The following is a 12,149-nucleotide window of genomic DNA, read 5'->3' as shown; positions in this document are numbered from 1 at the left end:
CAGGCGCCATGTACACCCTCGTCCTCCTCCGCCACGGCGAATCCGCCTGGAACCGCGAAAACCGCTTCACCGGCTGGCACGATGTCCCCCTGACCGACACCGGCCGCGAAGAAGCCCGCCGCGCCGGCGAACTCATGCGCGCCGAAGGCCTCACCTTCGATGTGGTCCACACCTCCCTCCTCCGCCGCGCCATCGAAACCGTCAACATCGCCCTCGATGTCATGGACCAGCACTGGATCCCGGTGAAGCGCCACTGGCGCCTGAACGAACGCCACTACGGCGCCCTCCAGGGCCTCAACAAAAAGGAAACCAGCGAGCGCTACGGCCCCGACCAGGTCTTCGCCTGGCGCCGCAGCTACGACGTCCCGCCCCCGCCCCTCGACCCCGGCGATGAGCGGCACCCCCGCTTCGACCCCCGCTACGCCGGCCTCGCGCCGGACCTCCTCCCCGCCGCCGAATGCCTCAAAGACGTCGTCGCCCGCATGCTCCCCTACTGGCACGACGCCATCGTGCCCGACCTCCGCGCCGGCAAGCGCGTCCTCATCGGCGCCCACGGCAACAGCCTTCGCGCCCTCGTGAAGCACCTCGACGGCATCAGCGACGACGCCATCGCCGAGCTGAACATCCCCACCGGCATCCCGCTCCTCTACCAGCTCGATGAACAGCTCCGGCCGGTCAGCTCGCGCTACCTCGGCGACCCGGAAGCCGCCCGCGCCGCCGCCGAGGCCGTCGCCCGCCAGGCCGGCTGACGCCGCCCCGCCAGCCGGCCGCGCCCCGCGCCTCCGGGCCTAGCGCGACGCCGCCGCTTCCCGCTCCGCCGACCGCTGCTCCTCCCGGCGCGCATCCGCCAGCTTCCCGAACGTCTTCTGCACCCCGAAGACCGGGTAAATCTTCTCGAACGTCCCCGGCATCAGCTCCGCCAGCGCCGCCGTCGGCCGCGCCGGCACCCAGAACTGCAGCATCTCCGGCCGGTCCTTCCGGATCGCCTTCACCACATCCCGCGCCACCCGCTCCGGCTTCACCGTCCCCGCCAGGAACGTCGCCTTCGCCCCCGTCTGCCGCTCCCAGTCCGCGTACATCCCCGCCTCGGCCACGAAGCCCGGGCAGATCGCGCTCGCCGAGACGCCGCGCTTCCGGAACTCCATCCGGATCCCCTCCGTAAACGCGATCAGCCCCGCTTTCGATGCCGAGTACGGCGACGAGTACGGCACCGGCACCTTCCCGGCCAGCGACGCGATGTTCACGATGTGCCCCCGCTTCCGCTCCAGCATCCCCGGCAGCACCAGCCGCGTCAGCTGCATCGCCGCGATCAGGTTCACCCGGATGATCCGGTCCAGCTCCTCATCGTCCTGGTCCTCGAAGTGCGCCGTCACCTCGATGCCCGCGTTGTTCACGAGGATGTCGATCCGCCCGAACTCCGCCTGCGCCGCGAGACACCAGCGACCGCCGGCTGTCAGCATCCGCCACGTCGCAGGCCACCGCCAGCGCCCGCCGGCCCATCCCGCGAATCTCCTCCGCCAGCGATTCCAGCGCCGGCGCCGTCCGCGCTGCCAGCACCAGGTGGCAGCCCGCCCCGGCCAGCTCCTTTGCGATGTACGTCCCCAGCCCCCGCGATGCCCCCGTCACGATCGCGACCCGGTCCTGCAGATTCTTCATCGTCATTCCCTCCGGTTCTTTCCCTGATGACAGGGTGCCCGGGAGTGTACGGCAAAACCTGTCCCCGCGGGAATCCCGCCGCGCCGCTGGCACTCGCGCCGAACCTTTGCGATCCTGACACCGTGCAATACCCGCACCGCAGCGGCGCCGGCAGCCCGCGGGCCGCGGCCCTCCTCCTCGCGGCCCTCCTGCCGATGCTCACCTATTTCGGCCACTGGCCCGCGGTGAGCATCCCCATCCCCGGCACCGGCATCGCCGTCGCCATCCCCTTTGCTGCCGAAGAAGCCCCGGGCGACCACCACCAGCACTGCCACGGCGAGTCGGCCGGCTGCGCCAGCAGCCCCGGTTCCGTCGGCCTCGCCGTCACCCTCCTCGCCGCTGCGGTCGCCGTCGCCATCCCCGGCGGGCGGCTCATCCCCGTCCCCGCCGCGCCCGGCGGCCTCCGCCTCCAGCACCTCCCCATCCCGGACCCCGCGCCGCCGCGCCCCGCTCCCGTCGCCGCGCATTCCTGACCGGGCGCCCGCCCAGCGGGCATCCCCGGGCCACACCGCGATGGGAGATTCGACTATGCTTCGCAACCGTTTCGGCTGGCCAGCCCTCCTCGGCGCCGCCATCCTCCTCCTCGCCATCCCCCTCGCCGCCGCCTGCGGCGGCGACGACGGCGAAGCCCACGCCGACGACGCCGGCGTCGCCAGCGTCGTCTCGGCCGTCGCCTTCCTCGATGGCCTCGGCCTCCACGCCATCGATGACAGCATCAACAAGGACCAGAAAGTCCCGGCAGACGCCCGCGCGAAGGCCCTCAAGGCCCAGGCCGTCGCGAAGACGACCCCCTGGCCGGCCGAGCTGAAGCCGAAAGCCGACGCCCTCGCCGCCATCTTCGGCGAGATGGCCGCGGCGCTCGAAGGCGACAGCCCCGACCTCGCAAAGGCCGGCGCCGCCGCAAAGAAAGCGCACGACGCCGAGCACGAATTCGCCGACGCCGCCTGGGCGTGGGTCTTCGAACAGGCTGGCATCGAAGGCCCCGGCCACGGCCACTAAGCCCGGTCCGGGCGGCCCCGCGCCGGCGGCCCCGCGGGCCATCCCCCGCCGCCGGCCGTGGGCTACACTCGGATCGAGCCCATCTTCGAAGGAATACCCCATGCCACGTCTCCGCTGGCGCACGACCGCCCTCCTCCTCGCCGCGCTCGCCGTCCTCCCGCTCGCCATCGCCTGCGGCGGCGGCAAGAACGACGACGACACCGCGGGGGCCCAGTACATGGGCGCCATCGTGACGCCGCCCATCGAAAAACCCGACGCCGTCCTCATGGACGAGAACGGCCAGCCCTTCGACCTCCGCAAAGAGACCGAAGGCTACGTCACGCTGCTCTACGTCGGCTACACCCACTGCCCCGACATCTGCCCCACGCACCTCTACGAAATCAGCGAGGCGCTCAAGAAGGTCGACCCGGACGTGCGCAAGCAGGTCAAAGTCGTCTTCGCCACGGCAGACCCGGAGCGCGACACGCCGCAGCAGCTCAAGCAGTACCTCGATACCTTCGACCCCGACTTCATCGGGCTGACCGGCACGCGCGACCTCATGGACCAGTTCCAGGTCGCGCTCGGCCTCCAGCCCGCCACCCGCACCGACCTCGGCGGCGGCAACTACGCCGTCAACCACGCCGCCTACGTCATGGCTTTCACCAAGGACAACTACGCCTACACCGTCTACCCCTCCGGCATGGGGCAGAAGGAGTGGCTCAACGACCTCCCGCTCCTCGTCAAGAAAGGATTCCGCACCGAATGAGCACGCTCTTCCGCAGCCGCGCATTCCTCCCCATCCTCCTGCTCGGCGCTTTCGCCGTCGCCCTCCTCGCCGCAGCCTGCGGCGGCGACGACGATGACGACGCCAGTCCCACCCAGGGCGCCGGCGCCGGCACCGCCTTCCAGCCCGTGAAAGCCGGCGACCTCACCATCTCCGACGCCTGGGTTCGCGCCTCGACCGGCACGAACGTCACCGCCGCCTACATGACCATCAAGAGCGCCGGCGCCGCCGATACGCTCGTCAGCGCCTCCTCGCCCATCGCCGGCATGGTCCAGCTCCACGAAGTCGTCACCGAAGGCTCCACCTCGAAGATGCAGGAGAAGCCCGGCGGCTTCCCCGTCCCGGCGAACGGCACTGCCGAGCTGAAGCCCGGCGGCTGGCACATCATGCTGATGGACCTCAAGCAGCAGCCGAAAGCCGGCGAAACCGTCGAGCTCACCCTCAAGTTCGAAAAAGCCGGCGAAGTGAAGATCGTGGCGCCCGTCCAGGCGGCCTCCGGCTCCACGCCCGACATGAGCCACGACAGCCACGGCGGCAGCAGCATGACCCCGTCCGGCGGCATGAGCGGCGGCATGGGCGGCACCGCCACCCCCGCCATGGGCCGCTGACCTCTCCTCCGCTGCGCTGCGGCCGAACCGCCGCACACGACAGGGGCCGGGAGCTGATGCTCCCGGCCCTCATGCTCCCCAGTCCGCGAAATCCCGCCCTCAGTCGGCCGCCAGGTTCGGGCCCACCGCGCAGCCGACCCACTTGCAGGCCGGCGGCCGCGCCGGTGTCGGCGGCGCAATCGGCGTCGCCGTCGGCGTTGGGGTGGGCGTCGGCGTCGGCGCCTCCTTCGCGCACGCCACCTGCCACGTGTTCGAGCGTGGCGGCGTCAGCACCTCGACGAAGTGCCCCGCATCGCTGAAGTACCGGTCTGTTGTACCCGCCGTGTAGCTGATGACCGTCGACAGCTGCCCGGGGTCGAGCGTCCAGTCCGGGTCTGGCGGCAGCCCGCCGATTTGCGGTTTGTACACCCGGATGGTCGTCGTCCCCACGTTCTTGAACTGGATCTCGTCGCCCCGGTTGATCCGGCAGGTGCGCGGGTTGAACCCCTGCTCGTTCACTTCGATCAGGTAGCGGTCATAGGCCGAGGCCGATTCCGTCCGGGCTCCGAAAAACGCCAGGCTCAGGCCGCCGGCGAGCGCCGCCGCCAGCGCCAGGGCCGCCAGCAGCGGCCGGTAGCGGTGTTCGCGCATCAAACCTCCACGGTCCCCCACACCCCGCCACGGGGCACCCCCGAGCGTACCCCAGCCCTCGCGATCCTGTCACCGCGCGGTCAAGAGCCGCCGCCCCTCAATCCGCCGCCAGCCCCGGCACCCGCAGGCAGTACGCCGTCCCCGTGCACGGCGGCGCCGGCGGCCGCTTCGCCGGGTCCGGGCTGCACTCCACCGGCCACGTCGCTGAGAACACTGGCGTCTTCACGATGACGTAGTTCGCCGGGTTCTCGAAGTCCTCGAACCGGAACGTCCCCGGGAAGCCCATGTACTCCTCCCGCGACGTCTCCCCCGGCTGCAGCCAGCCCGAATCGAACGACAGCCCGCCGCCCGGCGTCGGCGAATGCCGCACCACCCGCCGCGGCGTGCTCCCCACGTTCTTGAACCGCAGGAACTCCCGGTTCATCTGGCAGACCGCAGGGTTGAAGCCGCCCTCCGAGACCTCGATCGTCTGCACCGTGTAGGCCCCGGCGCCCGGCGCTGCTAGGAGCCCCGCCAGCACGGCCAGCGCCGCGATTGCACCGCCGAATCGTCGCACGCGCCAAGCCTACCCGTTCCGCCGCCAACGCGCCCGGCCCCCGGACACGCAAACAGGCCCCGCACGACGCGGGGCCTGCTGGTCGTTCACTCGCCTCCTCAGCCGGCCGCCGGGCGCTGCACCGGCTGGAGGTCGCCGCCGTTGTGCCGGGACTTCCGCATCCGTTGCCGCTCCTTCACGGAGCGATCCGGGGCGCCTGCATCGCACAGGACTTTTCAGCTCCCGGGCACCTGGGGCAACACGTGGATACGTGCCCGCGGCGGCTGGCGAACGGCCTGCTTACTGCAGGCCAGCTCTCTGCACGATGAAGACTCCGTAGAGGGCGTGCAGCTTGTTCCGCATGTCCGCACCTCCTTTCGAGCCTCTGCGAGTCGGCGGGGACCGGGCCTCTTCAGCACCGGGCGCCTATCGCATTCTTACTGTTAACAGTACTCCCGCCGGGAGGCCTGTCAAGAGGTTTTCTGCCCCGCCGAACGTGAAAAAGCGGGAACAGCGATCAATACCCGCGGTGCTCTTTTCCCAGCTCTTTCGCGTCCGGCATCGGGTGGGCCTCCCGCGGCTTCGGCGGCTTGCCGCCCGGCCCGCCCTCGGCCATCTCCGAGACGGTATCCGGCTCCGGCACCACGACGCGCGGGTCCGATTCCGCCGGGTCGAGCAGCTCCGCGGCCTTCTCCATCGCTTCCTTCACGGCCTTCAGCGGGTGGAGGTGTTCGATGAACTCCTTCGCCCCCTTCAGGTCTTCCCGCGGGTCGAGCTCGTGCTCTGCCATGATCGGTGCCTCCTCGGCGGCCCGGTCCACCCGGCCGCCATCCCCAGTATGCGCCCCGCGGGGCGCCCGGCGCACCACCCGTCCCGTCGCCGTTTCCACGTACCAGCCCGTCCCGGGCTCCCGCCCCGCGAGCGCGGCCATCTCGCTGCCCTCCCTGGCGTCCGGCCGGCCTCAGCCGGCCTTGATGTCGATCTTCCGCGCCGGCGCCTTCGGCTCCGGCTCCCGCTTCGGCAGCACGACTTCGAGCACGCCGTCCTTCATCGACGCCGAAATCCGCTCGGCGTCCACCGTCTCCGGGATCGCGATCCGCCGTTCGAACGAGCCGAAGAACCGCTCGCTGTAGGTGCGGCCCTTCTCCTCTTCCTTCCGCTCCGAGCGCTTCTCGCCCCGCAGCGTCAGCACCCCGTCCTCGACGGTCACCTCCATGTCGCCCGGCGCGACGCCCGGGAGCTCCGCCTGCACGACGATCGCGTCGTCCCGCTCCGTCACATCGCAGCGGGGGCTCCACTCCGTCTCGCCCGGCAGCCCCAGCCGCGCCAGCCAGTCGCGCGGCACGAGGCTCCACATCTCCTCGAACGGGTTCCAGCGTACGACGTTTGCCATGGGACCAGCCTCCGGTCGAATGGAATCGCCCGGAGTCTGCCCCGCGTGCCGTTATCGCGTCAATAACCGATCGGTGCAGTTGCGAAGGTGCGAACGGCCCCCGGCCGGCCCGCTACCGGCCCGCCGCCAGCGTCGCCTCCACCAGCGCGAGGAACTGCTCTGCCGCGAACGGCTTCTGCACGAACACCGTGTGCGGCGTCCGGGCCGCGAACTCCGCCGGCCCCTCCGCGCTGTAGCCGCTGATGAGGATGAACGGCAGCTCCGGGAACTGCTCCAGCATCGCGCGCCGCAGCTCGATGCCCGATTCGCCCGGCATCACGATATCCGAGACCACGAGGTCGACCGGCTGGCTCGCCAGGACCGCCCGCGCTTCGTTCGCGTGGGCCGCTTGCAGCACCGTGTACCCGTGCGTCCGCAACAGCCGCGCGAGCATCACCCGCACCGGGTCGTCGTCATCGACTACGAGGATTGTCGCCGCCAATGGCCCCTGCTCCTCCGGCCGCTCGCCGACCCTCCCGGGCCTGGCCACTGCGGTTGCTTCGAAATTCCGGTGCACGCGTCCCCATCTCGCGCCGTACCGCGCGTCCTTTCCACCCGATTCTCCGCCAGCCGGCACCGGTTCGGCATTCGGGATTCCCCTGATAGGGACTGCCGCTGATACATAAGCTGTCGTGAATTCACCAGATTCTCACCTGCAGTTCACCGGGAGGGAAGCGCTTTGCTCAGGCCGCAGTTCGCACCTATCATCGGCCCTACGCTCGGAGGTGCCCGGCATGCGCTTCATCGTGACCGTCGTTTTCGCCGCGATCCTCCTCTTCCTCGTCTACCTCGTCGTCGGCGCCATCGCCGATGGCTATTTCGGCGCGAACATCATTCCCGACCGCGCCGTCCCGGATTCCTGGGCCGCTCCCGACTCCTGGAGCGAATGGCGCGACATCGTCATCGTCCTCCTCGGGCTCTTCTGGGTCCTCGCCGGCATCCTCGCCGTCGTCTTCATGGCCGCCCTCATCGCTCTCGTCTTCGCCGTCCGCAAAGTCGTCCGCGAGAACGCTGCCCCGGCGCTCGATTCCCTCCGCCAGTCGCTCGATAACATCCGCGGCACCGCCGAGTTTGCCGGCGAAACCGTCGCCAGCCCCATCATCCGCGTCTACGCCGTCGCCCGCGGCGTCCGCAGCGGCCTCGCCGCCGTCACCAGCCTCCCCGACCGCATCCGCGGCCGGCGCCACGGCAAGAAGAAGAAATGAACCCGGAAGACACGGCTCCCGGCCCCGAACCCCTCGCCCCCGAACCCCCGGAGCGCGAGGAGCACCCGCTCATCGCCTGGGCGCGCGCCATCGTCCTCGGCATCGGCGATACCGCCCGCGATATGCTCGAAGCCGGCCGCCAGGCCGCCCGCGAGGCCATGGACGAAGGCTGGCAGCGCTTCGACGAAAAGACGAAGCACCGCCGCCGCTGAGCACCGGCCTCCCCGCCCGTCCCCGCCCCCGGTTCGAGGTTGCAGGTTGGAGGTGGAGGGCATCCCAGGCAGGCGTACGCTCCCTCCCACCTCCCACCTCCCACCTCCCACCTCCCACCTCCCAACTCCCACCTCCCAACTCCCAGCTCCCGGGTCCCGTCTCCCGCTCGACCCGTTGGGCGCATGGCGCCCCGCGGGGACGGAGCCCCGCGACTACGGCGGAAGGTTGGAGGTCGGAGGTTGGAGGTTGGAAGTCGAGGTTGAGGGCATCCCGGGCACCCGTACGCTCCCTCCCACCTCCCAGCTCCCCACTCCCACCTCCCACCTCCCACCTCCCAACTCCCAACTCCCTTCTCCCTCCTCCCCCGTGGTACACTTTCTCCACGGCTGTTAGCACTCCAATCTCAGGAGTGCTAACATGGCAGCGAGAGGTTGATAATGCCATTGTCAGAGCGCCGGGCCCGCATCCTCGCCCTCATCGTCGACGACTTCGTCGGCTCGGCGCAGCCTGTCGGCTCGCAGGCCCTCGTCGAACGCCACCGCCTGCCCCTCTCCCCCGCCACTGTCCGCAACGAAATGGCCGCCCTCGAAGACGAGGGCATGATCACCCACCCTCACACCTCCGCGGGCCGCATCCCCTCCCACCGCGGCTACCGCTACTACGTCTCCTCCCTCATGCCCGAGCGCTCCCTCACCCCGCAGGAGCAGTTCACCATCCTCCACCAGTTCCACCAGGCCTCGCGCGACCTCGAAGAGTGGGTCGGCCTCGCTGCCTCCGTCCTCGCCAACAGCCTCCACAACATGGCGCTCGTCACCCAGCCCCGCGTCGCCGAGGTCCGCCTCAAGCAGCTCCAGCTCGTCGAGCTCACCGAAACCCGCGCCCTCCTCGTCGTCGTCACCTCCGACGGCGGCGTTCATCAGCGCATCCTCGATTTCCCCATCGCCGCCTCGCAGGAGTATCTCTCCCGCCTGGCCCTCCGCCTCAACACCGAACTCGGCGGCAAGAGCGTCGCCGAATTCCCCAAAGCCGAGACCATCGAACCCCTCGGCGCCGTCGAAGCCGCCGTCCTCGCCGCCCTCGGCGACCTCCTCCTCCGCGAACAGGCCGCCCGCGTCGAAGAACCGGTCGTCGAAGGCGTCCGCGACCTCCTTCGCCAGCCCGAATTCGAAAAAGCCGACCGGCTCCTCGATGCCCTCGAAGCTGTCGACGAGCGCCGCCTCCGCGACGCCATCCCCGCCGAGGCCGTCGAAGACGCCTCCGTCGCCATCGTCATCGGCGACGAGAACCGCGAAGGCCCCTACCAGGAAATGTCCTTCGTCCTCGCCCGTTACGGCCCGCCCGGCGGCGCCGCCGGCATCGTCGGCCTCCTCGGCCCCACCCGCATGCACTACAGCGACGCCGTCGCCCACGTCCGCTACGTGAGCGACGTCCTCACCGAACTCATCCGCGAATTCTACGGCGGGGGCGATTGACCTCCCCCGCACCACCCCATCCCAGGAGGCACCATGAGCGAACCCGGTGACGACCGCACCGTCGAACCCAACCCCACCGCCGACCCCGATGAGCGGACCGCCAATCCCGGCGCCCTCGACGGCGAGCGCGCGGACCCGCCCGCCGACCCGGCCAGCGAACTCCAGGCCGAGCGCGAAAAAGCCGAATCCTACTACCGCAGCTGGCAGCGCACCGCCGCCGACTTCGCCAACTACAAGCGCCGCGTCGAACAGGAGCGCAGCGAGGCCCAGCGGCTCGCCAACGCCGCCCTCGTCATCAACCTCCTGCCCGTTTTCGACGACCTCGAGCGGGCCGTCGCGTCCGTCGATTCCCACCTCGCCGGGCTCAACTGGGTCCAGGGCATCATCAACATCCACCAGAAATTCTGGCGGCTCCTCGAATCCATGGGCCTCAGCGAAATCCCCGCTGAAGGCGCCGAATTCGACCCCGCCTGCCACGAAGCCGTCGCCCGCCAGGCCGGCCCCGAAGGCCGCGTCCTCCACGTCGTCCAGAAGGGCTACAACCTCGGCGGCAAAGTCCTCCGCCCTGCCATGGTCATCGTCGGCGATGGCAGCCGCACCACCGACCAGGCCGGCACCCCCGGCAGCTAACCACCTCACACCCAACCAGGAGCACACATCACATGGGTAAAGTCCTCGGCATCGACCTCGGCACCACCAACAGCTGCATGGCCATCATGGAAGGCGGCGAACCCGTCGTCATCCCCAACGCCGAAGGCGCTCGCACCACGCCGTCCGTCGTCGCCATCACCAAGAGCGGCGAGCGCCTCGTCGGCCAGGTCGCCAAGCGGCAGGCCATCACCAACCCCGAAAACACCATCTTCAGCATCAAGCGCTTCATGGGCCGCAAATACAGCGACCCTGAAGTCCAGCGCGACCTCAAGCTCGTCCCCTACAAAGTCTCCGCAGCCCCCAATGGCGACTGCCAGGTCACGCTCGGCGGCCGCACCTACAGCCCGCCCGAGATCAGCGCCATGATCCTCCAGAAACTCAAGGCCGATGCGGAGGCCTACCTCGGCGAGCCCGTCACCGAAGCCGTCATCACCGTCCCCGCCTACTTCAACGACGCCCAGCGGCAGGCCACCAAGGACGCCGGCAAGATCGCCGGCCTCGAAGTCCTGCGCATCATCAACGAGCCCACCGCCGCCTCCCTCGCCTACGGCCTCGATAAGAAGAAGGACGAACTCATCGCCGTCTACGACCTCGGCGGCGGCACCTTCGATATCTCCATCCTCGAAATCGGCGACGGCACCTTCCAGGTCCTCTCCACCAACGGCGACACCCACCTCGGCGGCGACGACTTCGATCAGCGCATCATCGACTGGCTCATCGACGAGTTCAAAAAGCAGGAAGGCATCGACCTCCGCCAGGACCGCCAGGCCCTCCAGCGGCTGAAGGCCGAGGCCGAAAAAGCCAAGATCGAGCTCTCCTCCGCCCAGCAGACGGAGATCAACCTCCCCTTCATCACCGCCGACGCCAGCGGGCCGAAGCACCTCAACATCACCCTCACCCGGGCCAAGCTCGAACAGCTGGTCCACGACCTGCTCCAGAGCACCCTCGAGCCCGTCAAGAAGGCCCTCGCCGACGCCGGCAAGAAGGCCTCCGATATCGACGAAGTCGTCCTCGTCGGCGGCCAGACCCGCATGCCCGCCGTCCAGAAGCTCGTCGCCGACTTCTTCGGCAAAGAGCCCCACAAGGGCGTCAACCCCGATGAGGTCGTCGCCATCGGCGCCGCCGTCCAGGCCGGCGTCCTCAAGGGCGAAGTCAAGGACGTCCTCCTCCTCGACGTCACCCCGCTCACCCTCGGCATCGAGACCCTCGGCGGCGTGATGACCCCGATCATCCCGCGCAACACCACCATCCCGACCGCCAAGAGCCAGGTCTTCTCCACCGCCGCCGATAACCAGCCGAGCGTCGAAATCCACGTCCTCCAGGGCGAACGGCCGATGGCCGCCGACAACAAGTCCCTCGGCCGCTTCATCCTCGATGGCATCCTCCCCGCGCCCCGCGGCGTCCCCCAGATCGAAGTCACCTTCGACATCGACGCCAACGGCATCGTCAGCGTCTCCGCCCGCGACAAGGGCACCGGCCGCGAGCAGAAGATCACCATCCAGCCCTCCTCCGGCCTCACCAAGGAGGAGATCGAGCGGATGCAGCGCGAGGCCGAGCTCTACGCCGAAGAGGACCGCCGCAAGCGCGAAGCCATCGAGGTGAAGAACACTGCCGACTCCATGGCCTACCAGGCCGAAAAGACCCTCCGCGACAACGCCGACAAGATCCCGGCCCACCTCAAGACCGAGGTCGAGGAGAAGGTCAAGGCCGTCCGCGAAGCCATGGAGGCCGATGACGTCGCCCGCATGCGCTCCGCCATGGACGCCCTCTCCGCCTCCCTCCAGAAGATCGGCGAGGCCGTCTACGGCGCTGCCGGCGCCGGGGCAGCCGGCGCCGCCGCCGATGGCGCCGCTTCCGGACCCGCCGAGGAAGGCACCGTCGAGGGCGAGTTCCGCGAGGTCTAACCGGCCCGCGCCCGCCCAGCGCGCCGCAAGGGGGCCGGCATC

At 69.8% G+C, this 12,149-nt stretch carries 17 protein-coding genes; 10 read left to right on the top strand and 7 right to left on the bottom strand.

Going from position 1 to position 12,149, the window contains the following annotated elements; translation table 11 throughout:
- Window positions 1-8 precede the first annotated feature (8 nt).
- Entirely contained in the window at window positions 9-749 is a 741-nt protein-coding gene (locus O0235_RS05690) for a phosphoglyceromutase (RefSeq protein ID WP_270057571.1), read from the top strand.
- Window positions 750-788: 39 nt separating this feature from the next.
- On the opposite strand, the gene O0235_RS05685 is transcribed toward O0235_RS05690, so the two are convergent.
- Window positions 789-1,460 carry an SDR family NAD(P)-dependent oxidoreductase gene (locus tag O0235_RS05685; protein WP_270057570.1) on the bottom strand — a complete coding sequence of 224 codons (672 nt, stop codon included), beginning with the start codon at window positions 1,458-1,460 and terminating at the stop codon, window positions 789-791.
- Window positions 1,342-1,656, bottom strand: a complete 315-nt coding sequence (locus O0235_RS15680; RefSeq protein ID WP_373324377.1) for an SDR family NAD(P)-dependent oxidoreductase — start codon at window positions 1,654-1,656, stop codon at window positions 1,342-1,344. Before O0235_RS15680 ends, O0235_RS05685 begins: the two co-directional genes overlap by 119 nt.
- A gap of 122 nt (window positions 1,657-1,778) precedes the next feature.
- On the opposite strand from O0235_RS15680, the gene O0235_RS05680 reads away from it, so the two are divergent.
- The 4 genes from O0235_RS05680 (at window position 1,779) to O0235_RS05665 (ending at window position 4,065) form a co-directional block, all read left to right on the top strand.
- A complete protein-coding gene (locus O0235_RS05680) occupies window positions 1,779-2,168 on the top strand; it encodes a hypothetical protein (protein WP_270057569.1) in 390 nt (129 codons plus the stop codon).
- Between the two features lie 55 nt (window positions 2,169-2,223).
- Window positions 2,224-2,694 carry a hypothetical protein gene (locus tag O0235_RS05675; protein WP_270057568.1) on the top strand — a complete coding sequence of 157 codons (471 nt, stop codon included), beginning with the start codon at window positions 2,224-2,226 and terminating at the stop codon, window positions 2,692-2,694.
- A gap of 100 nt (window positions 2,695-2,794) precedes the next feature.
- Window positions 2,795-3,439, top strand: a complete 645-nt coding sequence (locus O0235_RS05670; RefSeq protein WP_270057567.1) for an SCO family protein — start codon at window positions 2,795-2,797, stop codon at window positions 3,437-3,439.
- A complete protein-coding gene (locus O0235_RS05665; RefSeq protein ID WP_270057566.1) occupies window positions 3,436-4,065 on the top strand; it encodes a copper chaperone PCu(A)C in 630 nt (209 codons plus the stop codon). Before O0235_RS05670 ends, O0235_RS05665 begins: the two co-directional genes overlap by 4 nt.
- 99 nt (window positions 4,066-4,164) lie before the next feature.
- Here O0235_RS05665 and O0235_RS05660 read toward each other — a convergent pair whose 3' ends face one another.
- The 5 genes from O0235_RS05660 to O0235_RS05640 form a co-directional block, all read right to left on the bottom strand.
- Window positions 4,165-4,695, bottom strand: a complete 531-nt coding sequence (locus tag O0235_RS05660) for a hypothetical protein (RefSeq protein ID WP_270057565.1) — start codon at window positions 4,693-4,695, stop codon at window positions 4,165-4,167.
- A 97-nt stretch (window positions 4,696-4,792) separates the two neighbouring features.
- A complete protein-coding gene (locus O0235_RS05655; RefSeq protein WP_270057564.1) occupies window positions 4,793-5,251 on the bottom strand; it encodes a hypothetical protein in 459 nt (152 codons plus the stop codon).
- Between the two features lie 496 nt (window positions 5,252-5,747).
- Entirely contained in the window at window positions 5,748-6,161 is a 414-nt protein-coding gene (locus O0235_RS05650; protein ID WP_270057563.1) for a hypothetical protein, read from the bottom strand.
- A 30-nt stretch (window positions 6,162-6,191) separates the two neighbouring features.
- A complete protein-coding gene (locus tag O0235_RS05645; RefSeq protein ID WP_270057562.1) occupies window positions 6,192-6,623 on the bottom strand; it encodes an Hsp20/alpha crystallin family protein in 432 nt (143 codons plus the stop codon).
- 112 nt (window positions 6,624-6,735) lie between these two features.
- Window positions 6,736-7,104 carry a response regulator gene (locus tag O0235_RS05640; RefSeq protein ID WP_270057561.1) on the bottom strand — a complete coding sequence of 123 codons (369 nt, stop codon included), beginning with the start codon at window positions 7,102-7,104 and terminating at the stop codon, window positions 6,736-6,738.
- A 292-nt stretch (window positions 7,105-7,396) separates the two neighbouring features.
- Here O0235_RS05640 and O0235_RS05635 point away from each other — a divergent pair, with 292 nt between their 5' ends.
- The 5 genes from O0235_RS05635 (at window position 7,397) to dnaK (ending at window position 12,107) form a co-directional block, all read left to right on the top strand.
- Window positions 7,397-7,867 (top strand): hypothetical protein, encoded by a 471-nt coding sequence (locus tag O0235_RS05635; RefSeq protein WP_270057560.1) that lies wholly within the window; start codon window positions 7,397-7,399, stop codon window positions 7,865-7,867.
- A complete protein-coding gene (locus O0235_RS05630) occupies window positions 7,864-8,079 on the top strand; it encodes a hypothetical protein (RefSeq protein WP_270057559.1) in 216 nt (71 codons plus the stop codon). The genes O0235_RS05635 and O0235_RS05630 overlap by 4 nt, the downstream gene beginning before the upstream one ends.
- A gap of 444 nt (window positions 8,080-8,523) precedes the next feature.
- Complete coding sequence (gene hrcA / locus O0235_RS05625) at window positions 8,524-9,552, top strand: heat-inducible transcriptional repressor HrcA (RefSeq protein ID WP_270057558.1); 1,029 nt, start codon at window positions 8,524-8,526, stop codon at window positions 9,550-9,552.
- A 33-nt stretch (window positions 9,553-9,585) separates the two neighbouring features.
- Complete coding sequence (locus O0235_RS05620) at window positions 9,586-10,182, top strand: nucleotide exchange factor GrpE (RefSeq protein WP_270057557.1); 597 nt, start codon at window positions 9,586-9,588, stop codon at window positions 10,180-10,182.
- A gap of 32 nt (window positions 10,183-10,214) precedes the next feature.
- Entirely contained in the window at window positions 10,215-12,107 is a 1,893-nt protein-coding gene (gene dnaK, locus O0235_RS05615) for a molecular chaperone DnaK (protein WP_373324375.1), read from the top strand.
- Window positions 12,108-12,149 lie beyond the last annotated feature (42 nt).

Source organism: Tepidiforma flava (genome assembly GCF_027594505.1).
Classification (GTDB): domain Bacteria; phylum Chloroflexota; class Dehalococcoidia; order Tepidiformales; family Tepidiformaceae; genus Tepidiforma; species Tepidiforma flava.
The sequence above is the reverse complement of the archived record's forward strand: the minus strand, read 5'-3'. Positions and strand labels throughout refer to the sequence as shown.

Bases quoted from the DNA above. Each gene is read 5' to 3' on its own strand.
- O0235_RS05675 (WP_270057568.1), top strand. From the start codon at position 2,224: ATGCTTCGCAACCGTTTCGGCTGGCCAGCCCTCCTCGGCGCCGCCATC.
- O0235_RS05630 (WP_270057559.1), top strand. From the start codon at position 7,864: ATGAACCCGGAAGACACGGCTCCCGGCCCCGAACCCCTCGCCCCCGAA.
- O0235_RS05650 (WP_270057563.1), bottom strand. From the start codon at position 6,161: ATGGCCGCGCTCGCGGGGCGGGAGCCCGGGACGGGCTGGTACGTGGAA.
- O0235_RS15680 (WP_373324377.1), bottom strand. From the start codon at position 1,656: ATGAAGAATCTGCAGGACCGGGTCGCGATCGTGACGGGGGCATCGCGG.
- O0235_RS05645 (WP_270057562.1), bottom strand. From the start codon at position 6,623: ATGGCAAACGTCGTACGCTGGAACCCGTTCGAGGAGATGTGGAGCCTC.
- O0235_RS05620 (WP_270057557.1), top strand. From the start codon at position 9,586: ATGAGCGAACCCGGTGACGACCGCACCGTCGAACCCAACCCCACCGCC.
- dnaK (WP_373324375.1), top strand. From the start codon at position 10,215: ATGGGTAAAGTCCTCGGCATCGACCTCGGCACCACCAACAGCTGCATG.
- O0235_RS05635 (WP_270057560.1), top strand. From the start codon at position 7,397: ATGCGCTTCATCGTGACCGTCGTTTTCGCCGCGATCCTCCTCTTCCTC.
- O0235_RS05660 (WP_270057565.1), bottom strand. From the start codon at position 4,695: ATGCGCGAACACCGCTACCGGCCGCTGCTGGCGGCCCTGGCGCTGGCG.
- O0235_RS05670 (WP_270057567.1), top strand. From the start codon at position 2,795: ATGCCACGTCTCCGCTGGCGCACGACCGCCCTCCTCCTCGCCGCGCTC.
- O0235_RS05690 (WP_270057571.1), top strand. From the start codon at position 9: ATGTACACCCTCGTCCTCCTCCGCCACGGCGAATCCGCCTGGAACCGC.
- O0235_RS05665 (WP_270057566.1), top strand. From the start codon at position 3,436: ATGAGCACGCTCTTCCGCAGCCGCGCATTCCTCCCCATCCTCCTGCTC.
- O0235_RS05685 (WP_270057570.1), bottom strand. From the start codon at position 1,460: ATGCTGACAGCCGGCGGTCGCTGGTGTCTCGCGGCGCAGGCGGAGTTC.